Below are 20,534 nucleotides of genomic sequence, written 5' to 3'. Positions count from 1 at the left end.
CGTCTCCTTTACTACGCTGGCTGAGTCGCTGGATCTGCAGCGATACTGCCTTTAGGTGCACGAACGGTTTTCCATGTGTTGTATGCCATAACAAGCATACCTGCTACCACGAAACAACCACCAATGAAACGAACCACATAGAAAGGCTTAGACGCTTCTAATGACTCAACAAAGCTATAGGTTAACGTACCGTCAGCATTTACTGCACGCCACATTAGACCCTGTAGTACACCAGACATCCACATTGCTACGATGTATAGAACAACACCGATAGTTGCGAACCAGAAGTGTACGTTAACTAGCTTAGTGCTATACATAGCGCGCTGACCGAATAGCACTGGAATTAAGTGGTAAATTGAACCAATTGAAACCATTGCAACCCAACCTAGAGCACCAGAATGTACGTGACCAATGGTCCAGTCAGTGTAGTGAGAAAGTGCATTAACGGTCTTAATTGCCATCATTGGGCCTTCGAAGGTAGACATACCGTAGAAAGACAATGAAACAATAAGGAAACGCAATACTGGGTCGGTGCGAAGTTTATGCCACGCGCCAGATAGCGTCATAATACCGTTAATCATACCACCCCAAGATGGAACGAATAGGATAATAGACATCACCATACCTAGTGACTGAGTCCAGTCTGGTAGGGCAGTGTAGTGAAGGTGGTGAGGACCAGCCCAGATATACAGAGAGATAAGTGCCCAGAAGTGAACAATTGAAAGTCTGTATGAATAAACCGGGCGACCAGTTTGCTTAGGTACGAAGTAGTACATCATACCAAGGAAGCCCGCAGTTAGGAAAAAGCCTACCGCGTTATGGCCGTACCACCACTGCATCATAGCGTCGACTGCGCCTGCATACAGTGAATACGATTTAGTGAAAGATACCGGAATAGCCATGCTGTTACCAATATGAAGAATTGCAACAGTTAACATGAACGCGCCTAAGAACCAGTTTGCAACATAAATGTGCGAAACTTTACGGATTACTAGGGTTCCGAAGAAGTTAATGATATAAGCGACCCAAACCAGTGCCAAAAGGATATCAATTGGCCATTCTAGTTCAGCGTATTCTTTCGAGCTAGTTAAACCCATAGGCAGGGTGATAACAGCTAAAACGATTACGGCTTGCCAACCCCAAAAGGTAAATGCGGCAAGTTTGTCACTGAACAGTCTTACCTGGCAGGTACGCTGAACGATGTAGTACGACGTTGCAAATAGCGCACAGCCGCCGAAGGCAAAAATAACGGCATTAGTGTGCAACGGACGCAAACGTGAGAATGTTAGCCATGGTGTGTCAAAGTTAAGCATAGGTGCAAATAATTGCGCGGCAATAAATACCCCTAGGCCCATACCAATGATACCCCAGACTATGGTCATGATGGTAAATTGCCTAACTACTTTATAATTGTAGTCAGGTTGTGCTTGGCTTATTTCACTCATTTTAATGAATCTTCCACTTCAAATGAACTATGGTCTCCAACTGCCGGAATAGTACGGTCGAGACGTGTATCAGCTAAGGAATAACGCTTCACACCGAGCTCGGAAAGAGTAATAATTATTGTCTCCAAGCCAGTTGGTACGCGGATGATAAGGTTTTTAATTACAAAAAGATACCATAAACTACGTAAGCTTGATCTCCATCAATGAAGAAATACACAAAATTTAAGAAATGCTAAATAACGATAACAATAAACGATCAAAAATTTTACATTCACAACTTCCGCTAGTGGCTATTATTGTTGTAGCTGTGTGTGTATACCTTGCACATAAATTCCAGTCATCGGCGCTAAAAGACACGAGCGTTGTTAATGGAATAGGAAATAGCTGCAACTTTGTCAATGAAACTTGCGAATTCTTAATTGATGAAAAGCTTGCGATAGCATCCTTTTCAACCATGCCAGAACCCGAAGAATCGGTTACAGTTAAACTGATAATTCCCGAAGGGAAGAATATTGAGAGCGCGTGGATTGAAGGCGTAAATATGTATATGGGCAAAATTCCCGTGCTGTTAGATACTGACGGTGAAGGAAAGTGGTCAGGCTGGTTTATGTTGGGTAGTTGTAGTGAACCCGTGATGAAGTGGCAGTTGCGACTGAATGTAGAAGGTATGGACAGTCCCAGCTATTTATATTTTGTCACCCAACAGTAATTAAAAAATTGTCACTTATATAAACCGAAAGTCTGCAACCAAAGCTGTGAAGCTAATAGCGTGTTATAAGACATATGTAAAAAAGGCCGCCTAATTCGAAGATTAGGCGGCCTATTTATTAAATAGTAACTGAACGCCGAAGCGTTAGGCATATACCTTACATCTGCGACTGCAAATAGTTTTGAAGCCCTAGACGCTTGATAAGACCAAACTGCTGTTCTAACCAGTGTGCGTGATCCATCTCTGTATCGTCTAACAGCACAATAAGCATATCACGGGTCACATAGTCCTTTTCAGTTTCACAAAGCGCGATAACTTCACGCAACTTTGCGTCAACTTCATATTCCACACGCAAATCGCTCTCGAGCATTTCAGGTACGTCTTTACCTACTTTAAAGCCTGTACGCTTTGTCATGTCAGGCGTACCCTCTAGAAACAGCATGCGTTCAATTAGCTTAGTGGCGTGACCGCGTTCATCGTCAAATTCATGATCGATACGTTCATATAGCTTGTTCAACCCCCAATCAAGATACATCTGAGAGTGAATGAAATACTGATCCATGGCCGCTAACTCATAAGAGAGTAGTTCGTTTAAGCCATTGATTATTGCTTGGTTACCCTTCATTAGTCATCTCCCATTACTTGCGCTTGTAGGTAGTTTTCTATACCCATCGCATCAATTTGGTATTCTTGCGTTTCAATCCAATCCAGGTGCTCTTCTTCATATTCAAGAAGTTCTTCAAGGAGGTCACGAGAAACATAATCTTGTTTCTCTTCGCATAGCGCGATAGCTTCACGAAGTAGTGGAAGCTGTTCTTTTTGAAAACGCGCATCACATGACAGCATTTCAACGGTATCTTCACCGATATATAGCTTGCCTAATGCTTGGAGGTTAGGAAGGCCTTCAAGAAATAAAATGCGCTCGATGAGATCGTCCGCTTGTTTCATGTCTTTGATAGACTTCTTATAATTCTTTTCGTTAAGTTCAGAAAAACCCCAGTTTTTGAACATACGAGCGTGCAGAAAGTATTGATTTATCGAAGTAAGTTCACTTGTCAGTACTTCGTTCAATTTCGCAACGACTTGTTTATCACCTTGCATTGTGTAAACCCTATTAACGTATTTGCGTGAAGTTTAGTCTAAATGAGTGGGGTTGTCAAAAAAGTCTTTTTAAAACAGTTGTTTACAAACGATAACGTTTCTCAATTCATCCATTGTTCGCATTTAGAACAGCATTACCGTTGCGCGTGCGCGTAAGCAAGACTTTCTTCCGCGAAACCAAGCCCTGCTTCAGTAAAGAAGTTGAACACTTTATCAACGCCATTCTCTAAAAGATGAGAAACTTCATCTTCATAGCGGGCTATAGCGGCAACTTTGCCAGTGTAACCTGCGTTTTTGAGTTGTCGCGTAATGTTGATTGAGTCTTGTATAGAAGGTAACGCAAGAAGGACAAGCTCTACTTGCTTAATATCTAGATTATCCCATAAATCTACGTCTTCACCGTCGCCGCAAATTACATTAAAGCCTTCATCTGCCATTTCTTTTACTTTTACGCGATCGGCATCCATTCCCCACACGTTAACACCGGTTAATTTGGATAGTGCATTAAAAGCACCGCGTCCAACACGTCCCATGCCTAACACTAAGAATTCTGCATTATGAAGTGTCGGATAAATGTCTTCTTTCAAACGTTCTTCTTTCTCGAAACGTTTAATGGTGTGCTTATGCTTGTGATATCGAGAATGTGAATTACGATAAAGCACGCTGGTAATCACAAATGAGATGGAAACGGCCAAAGCAATAACCACTAGCCAGGTGTTTTCTAACAGCCCTAGGGAAACTGCCAGTGCACCGACAATAAGCCCAAACTCGCTGTAGTTTGAAAGCACTAAACTGCTTAAATACGCAGTTCGCCCCCGAAGGCGCAGGGAAGTAAATAAGCCAAAAAACAGTGCAGCTTTTAACGGTATAAACAGACAGAACACGAGCGAAAGTACAATCATACTAAGGTCTGGAAGGGCGGTGAGACCGATAGTAAGGAAGAAACCAATGAGGAAAAGATCTTTAAAGCTAAGTAGTGACTTAGCAAGTTCAGACGCTTTCTCGTGTTGCGCCAGCAAAATACCAAAGATAAGTGCGCCTAAATCGCCTTTAATGTTAACCAGCTCAAACAAGTGATAGCCACCTAAGGCGAGGATAAAGCCAGTAAGCGGAAGCAGTTCACCGTGGCCTGATTTATTAATCATTTTATTGATGATTGGCATTGCAGGGAACAACGCTAACAAAGCTAGCGCCCACACTGAAGGGAGCTTTCCAGTTGCTGCAACAAGAAAGATGACAGCGAAAACGTCCTGCATGACTAAAATGCCTATGGCTAGACGGCCGTGGCGGGTTTTACTTTCGCCACTTTCTTCTAAGACTTTAACAACACATACGGTACTACTGAAGCTAAGTGCAAATGCGATAAGCGCTGCGCTTTTCCAAGTAAGACCGTCAACGAAATTGGCGGCAACTGCGCCAATCACATAAACGCAACAAGTTATTACACCTACCCATATTAGCGTATGGGAAATGCTACCTGCCCAAACTTCACGACGGCTCAAGTCACGGATATTAAGTTTCAAGCCGATAGTAAATAGCATAATAGTAATACCCAAATTGGCTATTTGGGTTAAATCTTCAGTGAGTGTATAACCTGCAAAGTTTAATAGAAAACCTGCTACCAAATAGCCGACAAGAGGAGGAATGCCAATTAGTTTTACCGATAAGCCACATATAAATGCGAAAAGAAGAAATGCATACTCCATGAATTACCTTTCGAAATGTTGAACGTCAAATCCGTTACCTTTAACAGGTCATTTTATCTATAACCTACTATTTAAAAATAATGGGTAAACTCACTAATTTAATGCTTGTAGATTAGCATGTAATGACTTGTTTTCGCAGCTATAAAAGTATCGTATAGCATAGATATCGTTACGCATAACCTATAACATTGGAGAACTGGCTGTAAAAATTTAAAAGTTAAAACAGTTGCTTACCTTTAAAGTGAATCTAGTTTTTGGTTTGCAGTGTATTGAACAGGGTTATAGGCATATTATCTAGCTTGAATATGGCCGAATTAAAGAAGGACTCTTAATGCGTTTAACTATTTTAACCATACTCACCTTACTGGTCGCCTTTAATGTGGTAATCGGCTTGCTATGGGCACCGGTGTGGTGGTTTTTACTTTTATCTGTCACGTTATTGATTTTTGGTCTTTACGACGCCTTCCAAACACAACATGCCATTTTGAAAAACTTCCCACTCATAGGCAGAGTACGGTGGACAGTAGAAGGTTTAAGACCTTACATCCAGCAATACATCATAGAGACAGATACCGGCGGTACGCCTATTTCCCGCATGTTTCGCTCTATTGTCTATCAACGAGCAAAAAATAGTAGAGAAACGGTACCTTTCGGCACTCAACTAGATACTTATAAAGATGGTTATGAATGGATTGGTCACTCTCTATCTGCTAGAGAAGTAGAGGATATGGATGAAGACCCTCGCGTTTTGGTAGGAGGCCCCCATTGTAAGAAACCATATCGCGCTAGTGTGCTCAATATCAGCGCCATGAGCTTTGGTAGTTTATCGAAAAATGCTATTTTGGCGCTCAATAAAGGTGCTGCGAAAGGTAAGTTCTACCATAACACGGGCGAGGGCGGGTTGACCCCGTATCATCTTGAAAACGGGGGCGATATTGTTTGGCAAATCGGTACGGGCTACTTTGGCTGCCGAACTAAGGACGGCGGTTTCGACCCTGATTTATTCAAAGAAAAAGCCAATCTTGAAAACGTAAAAATGATAGAAATAAAGCTGAGCCAAGGCGCTAAGCCTGGGCATGGCGGTATTCTTCCTGCATATAAAAATACCCCAGAAATAGCCGAGATCAGAGGCGTTGAGCCTGGTACGCAAGTCGATTCTCCACCTAGACACAAAGCTTTCTCGACGCCGTTAGAAATGGTTGATTTTATTAGCCAGCTTAGAGAATTAAGTGGGTACAAACCGGTGGGAATCAAACTCGCCCTTGGGAGGAAAAGCGAGTTCATCGCTATGTGCAAGGCCATGGTAGAAAAGGGTGTTACACCGGACTTTATTACGGTTGATGGCGGCGAAGGCGGTACGGGTGCTGCACCCCTTGAATATACCAATTCTATTGGCTTTCCACTTCGTGAAGCACTCGCTTTTGTAGACGATTGTCTTACAGGTTTTGGTCTACGTGACAAAATTAAAATTATTGCTTCAGGCAAGATCATTACCGCCTTTCAGTTAGCCAAAAATTTGAGCTTGGGAGCAGATATCTGTAACAGCGCTAGGGGGATGATGCTGGCACTGGGTTGTGTACAATCTTTATCCTGCAATACAAATAAATGCCCCACCGGTGTGGCTACTCAGGACCCTAAGTTAGCAAAAGGTTTAAACGTTGAAGATAAGTATGAACGCGTGTACCGTTTTCATAAAAAGACTATTCATGCGTTAATGGATATCTTATCGTCAACCGGCCATATTAAAACCAGTGAACTAAATCGTACCCATATATTCAGACGGGTCGATCAATGCAATGTTGCACGTTATGACGAAATTTTTCCGCTGGTTAAAACGGGAAGCTTTCTCACTGACGATATACCCGATAGGTTTAAGCTTCATTTGAAAGAAGCAAACGCTCAAAGCTTTATGCCCTGTAGTTTATTGGCAGAAATAGAGAAAGAAACGAAAGCAGTATCTTAAAAAAGCTAAGCCATGACTCCTAATCAAATACCGATTGTGGAGTCACGCTTAACGATTTTTAATGCCTAAAACTGCGAGTTAATCTTTAGATTGCTCGCTTGGAATACGCAGTTGATAGAGTCGGTAATCACTAGTCCTGTAGGGGGTTACTTTATATTTAGGCTGAAGATACGCCACTAAATCTATTAGTTCAGAAACGGTTAGCTCGTCGTTTACAACTCGCATTAATGACACACCGTCTTCGCTGGTGAAACTGGCAGGCTGTCGAGGAGTAAGTTTGTGTGATGGGTTAATAATACTTGTCACCAACTCTGCATAAGTTTTAATTCTTCCACTGCTGCCTCCCAACGGAATAGGCTTCGCGACTAGGTATTGCGCATTGTCGGACTCTTTTTCTCCTGCAATTCTGTGACAGTCTTGGCACTGATACTTTTTAAATACCAAATAGCCTTTTTCCATATTGCCTTCGGGCAAGCTAAAGCCGCGAGGTGACTGCGCGCCCTGGTCACAGGCGAAAAGGAGAAGCGTTGTTATAACAACTATTGCCGTTTTCATACTCATTTCCCTCTTTCTTTTACGGTAAAGATACGTAATGTTCGCTAGAACTAATGTGCATACGTTGATTATGAATGAGGCTACAGACTAATCATTGACCTAGCTCAAAGAATAATTATTTGTATAGCACTACTATTTAACGGAATTAGTTAACGGTATGGTAGAAAAGCACTGCTACCAAACAAAAATTGAGGACAGCCACAATGCAAGGTTACGAAACAATTTTAGTACCTATAGATATTTATTCTGACTACGAATTAGTGGTGGAGAAAGCCATTGCTATAGCGGGCAACAGTCACAAAATTCACCTCCTGTATGTTGCTTATCCACAAACCAATGTAGAGCCTTACGGACTATTTTTAGAACGGGATTTTTCAGAAGAAGTAAGAGAGCAGGCATTAAGGCAATTAAAAGACGTTGCCGCAAAACATGATATACCTTACAGCCACATCAATGTAGAGATAGGTTCTCCTGCTGATGAGATTCACCATATGGCCGAAAAGATTAATGCAGATCTCATTGTTGTCGGCACCCATGGCCAGAGCGGTCTTCGTTTGCTACTTGGGTCAACGGCCAATGCAGTACTACATGGTGTCAAAACAGACGTGCTAGCTGTTAAAGTATAAATTAATGCGGCGATTAGCGTCGAAAATGCTTTAAATATTCATGATAAATACCTTCGCCGTCATGTAGATGTAACGAAGGTCAATTAGGTTTTGTAAGGCTGTAACTAATCTTAAAATTACTTATCATGATAACGAAACGGACAGGTATTTTACGCGTACTCTATGCCACTTACTATTCACTTAAAGGGCTTCGAGCAGCCTTTTTAAGTGAAGCTGCGATCAGACAAGAAGTTTTCGCAATATTGATAATGACACCTGTAGCCTTTTTCATCGACGTCACGCATGTAGAACGTATATTGCTGGTGATATCTTTACTCATTGTGCTTATCACTGAGCTACTCAACACCGCTATTGAGAAACTCTGTGATCATGTCAGTACAGACATCCATTTATTAATAGGGCGTGCTAAAGATATCGGCTCGGCAGCAGTGTTCATTAGCCTAGTGATGGCCGGCTTTACGTGGATTAGCATTCTTTGGTAGTGCAATTTGCGATTTATAGGCGGAAAAAAAGCCCTAATTTATAGGGCTTTGATTTTCTGGTCACAACATTCAGATACTAAGGTTCTAATTGTGCTGTCTAAGTTTTTAATGTGCGAATAATGCAATGAAGTTTCACCACCGTTATTAATATCTTTTATCGTAAAAACAACATCATCGCCTCGTGAAGTTACGCATATCCTCACATAATCATCAGATTTAGCTAATGGCACGTGGAGATATAACGGCTCATTGTTTGAGTTTAAATAATCTAGTGCTGCTTCTTGTGACTTGAAAGGGTCTTGCTTCTCGGGTTGGACATTCCATGACGCCGAGGGAACCACCATTTCCGCGAGTAATTTTCCATGCTTTGTATCAATACCGCTACTCATATATCACTCCTTTTACTTAAATGATTGCCAACTTAGAAAACCGATTCATTAATATAGGCTTAGGGCAAATTTACCTTTTGATACGCGAGTAATACAGTTTCAGATTGGTAAAAGAATGAAGAGAGTAGGTGAGTTAGACATTGTTACTGATGTCGTTGGTTATGCGTAACCATATATTAATTAAGCTACTGTATTTAATAAGCTTTATCTTTTCCGTTTTGCCGACAATTTTGCCATTCCACCACGCTTTACGTTAGCCTGTTTTGTATAATGCCCAGGCATTTCCGGTGATTGCCAACCTCCAGCCAGTTGAAGCTCGGGTAAAGATGCACCATCTTCTGCTAGAGAAACTGCACCACCAACACGACCACTATGTGGTGTAATGTTTTCGCTTATACCTGCACGATGAGCGATGCGTTGCCAAATTCTGTATACGCTCGAGTAGTTTAGTACGTTAGCCTTATGGCTTGGTATGTTTTCGTCAAAAGGTAAAAGTGCAGTTTTATGGTTCGTTAGTCGCCTAAACAATATGCCTTTGTGCAATCCGCGTAAATCAGAAGGAAGTCTTTGTGTTTTAGATTTTGGGTCTATATTTGCTTCATTGATATATTCTTGCACCATTGAAATAGTACTAGAAGAAACGTAACGATATTGGCCCTGGCCAGTTTGATCACTTTTTGATGAAACAACGAGGAGCGTGTTATTTCGAGCAGATATATCCTCAACACAAACTCGCACTAGCTCATCGGCACGTAGTAAGGCATCAAACATCAAATTAATAATAGCGAGGTCGCGTAGTTCCAATAATGAATCTGGAATAATTGCATTGTTAATCTTTTCGACCATATCGATAGTGAGAGGAACCGCTTGTTTATGTGAAAGCCTAAACTTTCTATTTTCGATTAACGACAGTCGAATAAAGTCTCTTAAATACGCTGACCTAATAATGGGATTAGGCAACTTGGCGACGCCAAGAAATTTACTAAGCGCGGATAGCCGACGCTTGATGGTTCTGTAGGCTAGGGGAGAACGACACAATTCTTCTACATAATGTTTTATACAAGTTTCATTGTGTTCAAAATCGTTTTTGAAACCATCGAAACCGTGCTGCCTGCAGAAAATTGCAAATTCATTATAGTCACTTAGATAAGCACGCTGCGTGTTATAAGGAAGCTTGGTAAAAATATCCTGATAATATTGCTGATAGTAATTTTCAAAACTCTTGTCATTAGACGTTACCTCAAGGGATGTTGTTTCTCGAGTCTCATTAGCATTAGCTGAAAACTGCACGGTAGGATCGGACTCGGTAAAATAACTATCGCCAGTATTAGCAACTACAGTTGAGTTTGAGGGATAACTTGCTTTATCAGTGTTCCTTTTAACTTTCATCGGAGAATTATTAGTAACGCCTTTGGTCATTCTGCGCCCAGATAAGTGCAAATTGTTTGGTTTAGAAGACATTGAATAATCCGATAGTCACAGTATGTGCGTATTATGCTAGATTGTAAGAAAGACTGTAAAGTACTGATATTTATAACAATTCACGCACGATAACTGTAATTATCATGCGTGAACATAAGGGCCTATTTCACTGAAACGCATAACTTGCTTAACCCTACCTTTGCCGATCAATGTGTGACACTCTACCACACTACTGTATATACAAACAGTTATAACCGCAATATGTAAAAGCAAGCAACACAAAAACTAAAAAACTCTGTTGCTATAGTGGCTTCAACGGCATTTATAAGCCGATATTGTTCGATTTATCCCCATTTATCAATCGTGCGCTACGTGAAATCTGCAAGGGAACCCCCTAATTCTGCTTCAGATTTTACGTAGCATCGCCTAAATATTAAGCGCTAAAACGCTTGAATATATAGCTTCTAAATCTGTATTCCCAGTCTATATTTCACCCAGGGAAATTATGCCTGACGAAGTGGTGGTACTGGACGATGGTGGCGACTAGTGAAAACAAAGGTATTTGATTTTTCACTCTTTCGAAAAGGAATAGGCGATAGTTTTTGTAAGTCGTTCTTCTACCTTTGTGCTTAAGTTAAACGAGACAGCTAAACTAAGCGCTTTATATTTTAAGCACTAATTAGATCGAAACTCCACGAAAGTTATTTGCAGTCGCACGCAACAGCAACCACTAAATTAGAATTTTTAATTAAATAACACTAGTTACAATCCTAAATAGATACGCTTTGGTTAGCCCAATTTTATTATTCGCAACGACCTTTATAAACTCCTTAATTATCGAACAACTATATCGATGAATGCACGTAAAAGTATTCCAGCGACTCAGCAACCTCTAGTTATTTAAAAACCGCAGATACCAATTATCAGCGTTAGTATTTCTGTAAAGAGCTTAAATAAGCATAGAGCATATTAATCATCTTGAAAGAGTTCTGATAAACGAATAGATTTAAACAGGCTTAAATAGTAAAAGTGGTGTTTTATAAAAAGAAAGAAAATTTAAAAAGACAGTCCCATAAGACTTATAAAAGAATCGCAGATTTAAAACTAATACCTTTAAAAACTTTGATGATTACTATCGTTAAAATACCAAGTATTTATTCTGCTTAAATACGTTACAAATAGATTATTCATTAAAGGGTAGCCCACAGGGAAAGCGTTATGCTTCGAGCGTCCTTCTTATCTCTATTTTAATACTATATTTAACATAATATACATTATGCGTAATTGGGAGTATGGACGATTAGGGCGATGAAGTCGCTCTATTTGGATGCTTTGTTGGCTGTGATTACTTACAGACTTTTATGCGTGGCTGCTGTGTTGGCCCAATGATTGGTTTTGGGCTTGTGCGTAAACATCTCACTTACGCCAGTCCTTTTAATTTTCAACTATTAAGATGTTTTGATTTTGGAATGATAGATGGAGTTGTGAAATTAAATCGTGCGCTACGTGAAATCTGATGTACTAAACCTCGCAAAATATAATTTCATTCACGTAGCGTTACGTTAAAACTTTTAGCGATTTAGCCTAAGAACTACGATTAATTTAACAATTATGATTACATTGAGAGCTAAATTGGTTTCTACTCAAGGTTTGCAAATATAGACATTCTGAATACATAAAATGAATACGTAATTAGCAAGCTTTAAACCAATTTCCATTTAAGGTTGAGCGTTTTGCTGTGCTTTTCCAAATACCTAGTTTGTTGTTTTAATAAAGGTAATACTCAATAATGAATTCAAAGAAACCCGCACTGGCTTTCAGTTACAAGCTTAAATGCGGGTTTAGCCTCATTCCTTATAAGCTTGCTCAATTCGCTTAATATCTCCACCGTAATTTAATGCTAGTTTCGCGCGTTCATAACTCTGTTTAGCTAATTTACTCGCTGCGTTTTTGAAGTCTTTATCCAACTCTAAGTCGCTGTTATCGAAACAGGCTTTTATAGTGTTAAGCGATTTTTGAATTCGTATCGCTACTTCAATATTAGCTGCACCATCTCTAGCAATACTTGTATAAGCGTCATCGAATAAATCGTCCACACTTATTTTAGGTAAAGAAACCCGGTCATACTTGATGTTGCTTTTAGTATGGCTCTGTTTATTGTCGTTTTTGCTAACTTGCTGAGAAATATGGTTAGCGCCAGGCTCGCCATTATTATTCTTACCACCATGTTCCTTTTGCACCGGTGTGTGCCACAGTAACATTAGCCTAGTGATACTACTGATGGCATTTATCGCTGTACCGTGGTCATTAACCGATGGTGACAATGCACGAGATGCAATTTCAGCTAGAACAATAAATCCAAATCTGGGGTCAGCTTCAAACGATCGCGCTTCGCCTATGGTAAAAGCTCCGACAATCTCATCTTTTTTGATATCTTTGTTTGTATACGCCAACGGGCGCTCTGGCGTAACAAATTCACCAGGGAGTAAGGTTACATTGATAAAGCAGTCTTCGCTTTTTGCAAGGGATTGAAGCTTTGCGATATCGATTAGCTGGATATACCCTACTTTTTCGGTGAAAATAGCGTAACTCCCCTGCTCTTTTATTTGCTCTTGGGGTACAGCACCCAAACATGGGCTATCTATTCTATTTTTTATCGCCCGTGTAGTAGCGGCTTCCACTTTCAAAAGTGTAGATCCCACACGGCCTAACCGAGCGACGCTATCTACCCATCGAATAAAAGTTAAAATCACTATCGCAAATGCCAGACACGTTAAGCAAAATAAAATGAAAAGTCCGGCTTCATTAAAGAAAGCCTGAGTCATTGCAGTAAGTGCTACGGCGCTATAAATAAATGCACCAATAAAGACGGATAATGCATTTTGCGATACATCGTCAGAGATAATAAGGCTTAATGAACGAGGCGTAGATGATCGACTCGCTGATGCATAGGCATTAACCATAGTACCTGCTGAGAATGTGGCAATAACCATCATGCTCGATGCCATTATTGAAAGCAGTGTTTCTACAGATTCCGGTTTAATTTCAGGGATATGTTCGGCAAGTGAAGTGCCGTCGGCCAATTTGGCGAGGAACACTGCAAAAATAGAAAGAAGGCAAAACCCGAGAGGTTTCACCCAAAGCTTTTCTTTTAGGCTATAAATAAGGAATCTGAGTCTATCTACGGTTATCGGGGCTTCCACGTTGCTCTCTTATTAGTTAACTTTTCACTAATAAGTACGAAAGTTATTAGATTTCTGATTTATCTTACATTCATAAGATGGGAGCTGTACGTAAAACTATGTTTAAACCATATGTAAAAACAAAGGTCATTTGCGTGTTTACCATGACATTTATCATTTTAACCCCATTTTACTAAAAAATGCGGCGACTACCGAAAGGTCGTAAACTAAGAAGTAAGTTGCTTCAACTATTAGTGCCCTGTTATCCAAATCGGCGGCTAATGCTCCTTCGAGTAAGAGCATTAGCTGCGGCGGCTGGAATAATTGCCTTGAAACCTATGCGGCTGCGCTTAGGTTTCTGGTGTAGAGGATAATTTCGTGCTCTGAGATTACAATGGCAAATTAAGAAGCGCTAGTATTTCTAGCTTGCCAGTTTATTCCCGCTAGGTTAACCCAAATTGGTTTGGGCTTTGTTTTTGGTTGAAGCACAGCGCTTTGAGCAGTAACGCACGTTTTCCCAGTTTTTCTCCCATTTCTTGCGCCAAGTAAACGGCCTATCACAGACCGGGCACATTTTGGTCGGTAAATCAGACTTCTTCATTTTTGGTTAGCTTTGATAAAAATATCGTGGCGTCCTGTTTCATGGTTTCTATATTTTCTTCTTTCATCCGCCCATAGGTTTTATAAATCATAGCCATACGGTGATTGTTACTTAACTTTTCTTTGTGCTTATCTATAAAATGCCAGTAAAGGTAGTTAAAGGGACAAGCTTTTGGTCCTGTTTTCTTCGAAACCTGGTAGCCACAGTTTTTGCAGTAGTTACTCATTTTATTGATATAGCTACCGCTAGCGACGTAAGGTTTACTTGCTAAGTTTCCGCCGTCGCTGTACAAGATCATTCCCGCTACATTGGGCAGTTCAACCCATTCATAAGCATCGGCGTAAACAAGCAAATACCACGCTTGCACCTCTTCAGGGCTCAGCTCGGTTAATAAACTGAAGTTGCCAATCACCATTAGCCGCTGTATGTGGTGTGCATAGGCATTTTGTTGGGTCTCTTTTATACATTGACGCATACAGTTCATATTGGTTTGCGCATCCCAAAAGAACGAAGGCAACGAGCGAGCGTTATTGAAATAATTGTCGGTTTTCAAATTCGGCATAAAGTGCCAATAAAAGCCTCTCACATATTCGCGCCAGCCCAGTATCTGTCGAATAAACCCTTCGGCAGAATTAAGAGGTACTTGTCCAGCATGGTACGCTTGCTCGGCGGCTTGAATGGCTTCTTTCGGGGTTAATAATCCGCAGTTTAGGTAGAACGCGATATGAGAATGATAAAGCCAAGGCTTTCCCTCGACCATGGCGTCTTGATACTGACCGAAATTTGGCAGCCTTTCTTCTATGAAGGTATTCAAAACGGTAAGGGCGTCTTCCCGGGTAACTGCAAAGTGAAAGTTATCAATATCGCCAAAATGATCGCTGAATTCGTTTTTAACTAACTCGATAACATCTGAAGTGATATCGTCAATGTCGAATGTGGTGTGCTTTGGCACTTTGTGAGTTTCTGGCATAGATTCACGATTTTGGGCATCGTAATTCCACTTACCACCTATAGGGTTTTTCCCATCCATAAGTACGTTATGCTTGCGGCGCATTTCACGATAGAAAAACTCCATTCGAAGCTGTTTTTTACCTTCCGCCCAGTCAGTAAACTCTTGGGGCGTGGATAGAAACCGATTGTCATCGCAGATAGTAACGGGTATGCCAAGCACGTGTTCCCATTGTTCCATACTCTTTAACAAACGGTACTCACCAGGCATGGTCACTTTTACTTCATCAAAATCCTTTTCGCTTAATGCGTGTTTAACTTGGGCAAGTAAGTCGCCTTTGTTAGCGCTATCGGTATAGCGAACGTAGTTAACGTTATAGTTTTCATCACGCAAACGTTTAGCAAAATGGCGCATAGCGCTAAATAGAAACCCAATTTTTTTCTTATGATGTTTTACGTAAGTGGCTTCTTCACGAACCTCCGCCATTAAAATGGTGTCTTTGCTTTTTACAGCATCGGTAATAGCCGGTAAGGTTTCGGTAAGCTGGTCGCCTAAAACTAAAATAAGTGCTGCCATACCCTACTCTTTTATTTGTTGGAATGCGTCTAAAGCACGCTGCCGTGATGCTTTTAAATCAACTAGTGGCTTGGGATATTCTTTACCAAGTTCAATCCCTGCATCTTTTAGTATTGCACTAGGTGCTTCCCAAGGCTTGTGTATGTACTTATCCGATAGCTTATTCAATTCTGGACAATACTTGCGCACATAGCTGCCTTTTTTATCAAACTTTTCGCCCTGCAGTATAGGGTTAAAAATGCGGAAGTATGGCGAAGCGTCGGCGCCAGAGCCCGCTACCCACTGCCAACCGGCACTGTTACTGGCAAGGTCTGCATCTAACAGCGTATCCCAAAACCACCGCTCACCTTCATGCCAGCTAAGTAGTAAATTTTTGACTAGGAATGAACCCACAATCATGCGAACACGGTTGTGCATGTATCCGGTTTGCCATAGTTCTCTCATACCCGCATCGACAATTGGGATGCCGGTTTTTCCCTTTTGCCAAGCCTTAAGCGCTTTAGCATCAGAACGCCAAGGAAACTTATTGAATTTATCGTTGAAGTTCTTATTTGGCAGCGTTGGAAAATGGTATAGCAAGTAGTAGCTAAACTCACGCCAACCTAATTCGCTCAAATAGGTTTCAATGCTTTTGTCTTCACTATTGCCGAACTTGTCTTTAATTGCATACCACACTTGGTTTGGCGAAACCTCACCAAAATGCAAATGGGGTGATAAGCGCGATGTGCCGCGAGCTGAAGGGATATCTCTCCCGTCTTTATATTTACGCGCAGAATTTTCGATAAAATCTGCTAGATTATCAGCAACTCCGTCTTCGCCTGGCGACCATTCTTTCGAAATAGTCTCGTCCCAGTTGATGGTAGGCAGTAAGTTTAGCGACGCTAATTCAATACCCTCATTTTCTACGTCTGCATAAGTTATCCGTGCTGGTGGTGCTTTGGGATATCGCGGCTCTTCTACTTGTAAACAACCTTTCTTGTAATAAGGAGTAAATACGCGATAAGGCGTGCCGTCCTTTTTGAGCACTTTCATTGGCTCCCATAAAAGACTTCCATTGCAGCTGTGCGCTTCGTAATCACTATCAATAAGAAATTGCTTAATCTCTTTGTCGCGGTTTATCTGCCATGGTTCATAGCACCGGTTCCAAAAGATAGCTTTTGCGTCAAAGGATTTCATTAATGTTGAAATGATATCCTTTGGGTTGCCTTTAAAAATTTGTAGGTGGCCATTAAGGCGCTTATTCAGAGAAGCCAAAGAATGATGAAGCCACCATTTACTGGCACCTCCAGGGACTCTTCCGTCAGGGGTTGTATCATCATAAATATAGATGGGGACTATTTTGCCCATATCACAAGCTGTATTTAATGCCGGATTGTCTTTTACGCGTAGGTCCTGTCTGAACCACATGATACTAACGGGAACGGTCACTTTTTTTCCTCAGGCGTTGCGCCAAATTTAAATATTATTCGTATCTAATGTCTTACGTAGAAAAGCGGATTCAAGATCCGTCAAATTATTAAAAATAACGCTTAAAATTAGTATGATAAATCAGCATTCCAACGATAAACCTCAATCTAGTGATAACAGAGGACTATTCTGGTTCAGGCACGACCTACGGCTGCACGACAATGAGGCTATTTCCGCGTTGTGCGAAAAGGTCGACCAAGTTACGTTCGTCTATATATTAGATGATAAGAACTTTACGCCCAACGCGTTTGGGCTTAATCCAATGGGCGAGCACAGACACACCTTCTTACTGCAGACATTAGTAGATTTAAAGCAACAGCTAGCAAAGCTTGGGCACGATTTACTAATTGTAAAAGGTAGCACTGCAGAGTGTTTAGTTGAGCTGTTAAGGTCGGGGCAGTACACCCACGTTGGAGTGAGTCAGTACTGTGGTTATGACGAAACAGCAGCGCTAAACACAGTAAAACGTTTTTTTAATTCATTAACCGTTATCGAAACCTCGACTTTTGGTTTATTTGATGAGCAAACACTACCGTTTGACATAGAAGAGATGCCCGACGTTTTCAGTCCGTTTCGAAGGAAAGTAGAGAAACATTGTAAACCACTAGCGGTCCACGCTACCCCAGAGCGCTTACCTCCGCCCTTTAAACCAACGCTAGACGAATCTTTTCTATTAACTCTCGCCCACGATTTACCGGAACCGCCTGAATTATCTTTTGTCGGTGGTGAAACTGCGGCGCTCTCGCATTTAAACAGGTATCTATTTGACTGGCATGCTGCGGCATCCTATAAGGAAACACGTAATGCACTAGATACATGGAAAGACAGTACAAAACTGTCTGCCTGGTTAGCAAATGGTTCACTTTCTGCGCGCGAAGTGATGAGGCAAGTACATAAATTTGAAGAGACCGTTGAAAAAAATGATTCCACTTATTGGATTTATTTCGAACTCTTGTGGCGAGAATTTTTTCACTGGCTGCAGTGTAAGTATGGCGCTAAATGGTTTCGCTTTAGTGGCATTCAAGGTAAAACACCCACTACTTCACATTGCCCTGAGACCTTTGCGCAGTGGTGTGAAGGCAATACCGGATACCCTATTGTAGACGCGTGTATGCGACAACTTGCAAAGACAGGCTATATGTCGAACCGCGGTAGGCAGCTTGTTGCTAGCTGCTTTGTACATGAACTTCGGCAGGACTGGCGTTACGGTGCCGCGTGGTTTGAGCATCAGTTAGTTGATCATGATGTGGGAAGTAACTGGGGAAATTGGCTTTACCTTGCCGGCGTGGGAAGCGACCCTCGCGGACATAGGCAATTTAACCTTCAAAAACAGACTGAAATTTACGATCCGGCAGGCGAATTTCGTAATAAATGGCTGTAGTTATTTAACTGTATGGCGTCAGATAACTTAAAAAAAGCTAACTCAAATAACTCAAAAGAGACAGTCACAGTTATATGGTTAAAGCGAGACCTTCGCTTGCGTGACCACGAGCCTTTTTATCGCGCGGTTCAGGCAGGAGAAAAGATACTCCCACTTTTTTGTTGGGAGCCCTCGCTTATTGCAGACCCGCATATGGATATTCGCCATTGGCAATTTATGCAGCAAAGTATCGATGACATTAACAGCCAATTGCCCGCTCATGCCCGTGTTTTGACCTTGCACTGTGAAGTAATAGAAGCACTTGAACTTATTGCTCAAAATTACAACATTGGTGCGGTTAGGAGTTACCAGGAAATAGGTTTATCAGTTACGCATAACCGTGATATAGAGGTTGCTAGGTATTTGAAAAGTAGAGCCATTTCTTTTAGTGAGTATCAGTATGGAGCCGTTATGCGCGGGTTGCCCCATCGAGCAAGATGGCAGCAAAATTGGGAGCACCATTTCGCAACCGCCACCTATGATTTTGATATAGAAACAGCTAAATGGGTTAACTGGCGAGAGTTTTCAGATATTTTAAAAGCGTCGAAATCCATTGATGAAATAGCTGAACTTAAACGGTCATCGCCTGACCTACCCAACTACTGTAGCGGTAATATACACGATAGCGCATGCAAGACCGAAATGACTGAAATTGAAGTCACACCCGATATAGTTTCTATGCAACCTGGCGGTGAAAAGCGTGCTTGGCAGGTTTTGAAGGATTTTTTCAGTTCTCGTGGACAGTATTATCACCAACATATTTCAAAACCTGAGTATGCACGACGCGCATGTTCACGATTAAGCCCTTATCTCGCATGGGGTAACATTTCTATCAAGCAGGTGTATCAAAGCGTTCAGTTGGAAAAACAAGCTAAGAAAGCTTTGCCAACATCACAGCGCAAACAGTGGAGTCGCGCCCTATCCGCTTTAACATCTAGGCTGCACTGGCACTGCCACTTTATTCAAAAATTTGAGAGTGAGGCCAGTATAGAGTGGCGCCCAATGAACCGTGCTTATGAGCACTTCCCTTTCATAGACGGGCCGGAGACTGAGCGACGTTTCTATTTCTGGACCATTGGACGTACAGGCTACCCTTTGGTAGACGCCTGCATGCGAGCGCTACGACAGACCGGATATATAAACTTTCGGATGCGGGCAATGGTAACGAGTTTTTTATGCCACCATTTAAACGTGCACTGGCTGAAAGCCGCACATTACCTTGCAACACAGTTTTTAGACTTTGAGCCGGGGATCCACTACCCCCAAATACAAATGCAGGCAAGTGTGACTGGTATCCATACCGTAAGGCTGTACAACCCGGTAACACAGTCACAAAAGTTAGACCCTGATGGCGTATTTATTAAGAAGTGGGTGCCAGAGCTAGCTAAACTACCTAATGAAGCCGTTCATGCGCCCTACGACCTACCGCCATTAGAAGCGCAAATGCTTAGTTTTGACGTTAAACAAGATTATGTGCTGCCCATTATTGATATTACAGAGAATAACCGTATAACAGCGAAACGTTTATGGGACTATCGCGAGCGCGATGATGTGGTAAAAGAAGCGCAGCGTATTGTCAGGCGCCATACCATGCAAAATAGTCCAAGCCGAATGTGGCTCAAATCGCAAATTGAAAAAAAAGCCTAACGGTTGTTCTTTCTTAGCCACTCGTTTAAGAGTTTAATTTGACCGCATTTATAAGCCGCATACATTAGCCGCATAGCGTTCGACATGGCTTCACTGTCGGTCCAACCTGTTTTTTCGCGTATTTCGTCATAACATGCTTTCGCTTCTGGGCTGACGTACCCTCTCACTAGCTTCTTTCCTGCGTCTTTTTGTCTTTCTCTAAAACGCCGTTGTTTATCAGCGTTCGCTTTCGCTCTATCTGCAGGGCTTTTTCTACTGGTTTTTTTTGTTGTTTGTTCTGTCATAGTTTTCACA

18 protein-coding genes are annotated in these 20,534 nt (G+C 41.5%); 6 read left to right on the top strand and 12 right to left on the bottom strand.

The window, feature by feature from the left end; all coding sequences use genetic code 11:
- Nucleotides 1–11: 11 nt before the first annotated feature.
- The gene (ccoN, locus tag ACYX4W_RS13475) at nt 12–1,445 is read right to left on the bottom strand and encodes a cytochrome-c oxidase, cbb3-type subunit I (RefSeq protein WP_476073531.1); all 1,434 of its coding nucleotides are present in this window, start codon (nt 1,443–1,445) and stop codon (nt 12–14) included.
- A 229-nt stretch (nt 1,446–1,674) separates the two neighbouring features.
- Here ccoN and ACYX4W_RS13470 point away from each other — a divergent pair, with 229 nt between their 5' ends.
- Nucleotides 1,675–2,154, top strand: coding sequence for a hypothetical protein (locus tag ACYX4W_RS13470; protein ID WP_474806676.1), 480 nt, complete (start codon nt 1,675–1,677; stop codon nt 2,152–2,154).
- A 157-nt stretch (nt 2,155–2,311) separates the two neighbouring features.
- Here ACYX4W_RS13470 and bfr (ACYX4W_RS13465) read toward each other — a convergent pair whose 3' ends face one another.
- The 3 genes from bfr (ACYX4W_RS13465) to ACYX4W_RS13455 all read right to left on the bottom strand — a co-directional run bounded on the left by bfr (ACYX4W_RS13465) (nt 2,312) and on the right by ACYX4W_RS13455 (nt 4,961).
- Nucleotides 2,312–2,779, bottom strand: a complete 468-nt coding sequence (gene bfr / locus ACYX4W_RS13465; protein ID WP_476073530.1) for a bacterioferritin — start codon at nt 2,777–2,779, stop codon at nt 2,312–2,314.
- A complete protein-coding gene (gene bfr / locus ACYX4W_RS13460; protein WP_474806678.1) occupies nt 2,779–3,255 on the bottom strand; it encodes a bacterioferritin in 477 nt (158 codons plus the stop codon). Before bfr (ACYX4W_RS13460) ends, bfr (ACYX4W_RS13465) begins: the two co-directional genes overlap by 1 nt.
- Before the next feature lie 134 nt (nt 3,256–3,389).
- A complete protein-coding gene (locus tag ACYX4W_RS13455) occupies nt 3,390–4,961 on the bottom strand; it encodes a cation:proton antiporter domain-containing protein (RefSeq protein ID WP_476073529.1) in 1,572 nt (523 codons plus the stop codon).
- Nucleotides 4,962–5,292: 331 nt separating this feature from the next.
- Here ACYX4W_RS13455 and ACYX4W_RS13450 point away from each other — a divergent pair, with 331 nt between their 5' ends.
- Nucleotides 5,293–6,924: an FMN-binding glutamate synthase family protein gene (locus tag ACYX4W_RS13450; protein ID WP_476073528.1), complete on the top strand. Its 1,632-nt coding sequence runs from the start codon at nt 5,293–5,295 to the stop codon at nt 6,922–6,924.
- Between the two features lie 78 nt (nt 6,925–7,002).
- Here ACYX4W_RS13450 and ACYX4W_RS13445 read toward each other — a convergent pair whose 3' ends face one another.
- Nucleotides 7,003–7,479, bottom strand: coding sequence for a c-type cytochrome (locus ACYX4W_RS13445; protein ID WP_476073527.1), 477 nt, complete (start codon nt 7,477–7,479; stop codon nt 7,003–7,005).
- Nucleotides 7,480–7,682: 203 nt separating this feature from the next.
- Here ACYX4W_RS13445 and ACYX4W_RS13440 point away from each other — a divergent pair, with 203 nt between their 5' ends.
- Nucleotides 7,683–8,105, top strand: coding sequence for a universal stress protein (locus ACYX4W_RS13440; RefSeq protein ID WP_014949582.1), 423 nt, complete (start codon nt 7,683–7,685; stop codon nt 8,103–8,105).
- A 125-nt stretch (nt 8,106–8,230) separates the two neighbouring features.
- Nucleotides 8,231–8,587 carry a diacylglycerol kinase gene (locus ACYX4W_RS13435; protein ID WP_474806686.1) on the top strand — a complete coding sequence of 119 codons (357 nt, stop codon included), beginning with the start codon at nt 8,231–8,233 and terminating at the stop codon, nt 8,585–8,587.
- A 38-nt stretch (nt 8,588–8,625) separates the two neighbouring features.
- Here ACYX4W_RS13435 and ACYX4W_RS13430 read toward each other — a convergent pair whose 3' ends face one another.
- The 6 genes from ACYX4W_RS13430 to ACYX4W_RS13405 all read right to left on the bottom strand — a co-directional run bounded on the left by ACYX4W_RS13430 (nt 8,626) and on the right by ACYX4W_RS13405 (nt 17,134).
- The gene (locus tag ACYX4W_RS13430; RefSeq protein ID WP_474806688.1) at nt 8,626–8,976 is read right to left on the bottom strand and encodes a hypothetical protein; all 351 of its coding nucleotides are present in this window, start codon (nt 8,974–8,976) and stop codon (nt 8,626–8,628) included.
- Nucleotides 8,977–9,180: 204 nt separating this feature from the next.
- Nucleotides 9,181–10,437, bottom strand: coding sequence for a tyrosine-type recombinase/integrase (locus ACYX4W_RS13425; protein ID WP_476073526.1), 1,257 nt, complete (start codon nt 10,435–10,437; stop codon nt 9,181–9,183).
- A 1,808-nt stretch (nt 10,438–12,245) separates the two neighbouring features.
- Nucleotides 12,246–13,601, bottom strand: a complete 1,356-nt coding sequence (locus tag ACYX4W_RS13420; RefSeq protein WP_476073525.1) for a DUF2254 domain-containing protein — start codon at nt 13,599–13,601, stop codon at nt 12,246–12,248.
- Between the two features lie 427 nt (nt 13,602–14,028).
- Entirely contained in the window at nt 14,029–14,181 is a 153-nt protein-coding gene (locus ACYX4W_RS13415; RefSeq protein ID WP_476073524.1) for a DUF2256 domain-containing protein, read from the bottom strand.
- A complete protein-coding gene (locus ACYX4W_RS13410) occupies nt 14,168–15,706 on the bottom strand; it encodes a cryptochrome/photolyase family protein (protein ID WP_476073523.1) in 1,539 nt (512 codons plus the stop codon). Before ACYX4W_RS13410 ends, ACYX4W_RS13415 begins: the two co-directional genes overlap by 14 nt.
- 3 nt (nt 15,707–15,709) lie before the next feature.
- On the bottom strand, nt 15,710–17,134 hold the full coding sequence (locus tag ACYX4W_RS13405) for a cryptochrome/photolyase family protein (protein ID WP_476073522.1): 1,425 nt from the start codon (nt 17,132–17,134) through the stop codon (nt 15,710–15,712).
- A 112-nt stretch (nt 17,135–17,246) separates the two neighbouring features.
- Between ACYX4W_RS13405 and ACYX4W_RS13400 the strand changes: the two genes are divergently transcribed.
- Both ACYX4W_RS13400 and ACYX4W_RS13395 read left to right on the top strand, forming a co-directional pair.
- The gene (locus tag ACYX4W_RS13400) at nt 17,247–18,554 is read left to right on the top strand and encodes a DASH family cryptochrome (RefSeq protein ID WP_476073521.1); all 1,308 of its coding nucleotides are present in this window, start codon (nt 17,247–17,249) and stop codon (nt 18,552–18,554) included.
- A gap of 12 nt (nt 18,555–18,566) precedes the next feature.
- Nucleotides 18,567–20,240: a cryptochrome/deoxyribodipyrimidine photo-lyase family protein gene (locus tag ACYX4W_RS13395; protein WP_476073520.1), complete on the top strand. Its 1,674-nt coding sequence runs from the start codon at nt 18,567–18,569 to the stop codon at nt 20,238–20,240.
- On the opposite strand, the gene ACYX4W_RS13390 is transcribed toward ACYX4W_RS13395, so the two are convergent.
- A complete protein-coding gene (locus ACYX4W_RS13390) occupies nt 20,237–20,524 on the bottom strand; it encodes a hypothetical protein (protein ID WP_474806703.1) in 288 nt (95 codons plus the stop codon). The two genes, ACYX4W_RS13395 and ACYX4W_RS13390, sit on opposite strands and share 4 nt — an antisense overlap.
- Between the last annotated feature and the right edge of the window lie 10 nt (nt 20,525–20,534).

Source organism: Alteromonas sp. ABH4_454 (assembly GCF_056311775.1).
This window is presented reverse-complemented; position numbering and strand designations above follow the sequence as displayed.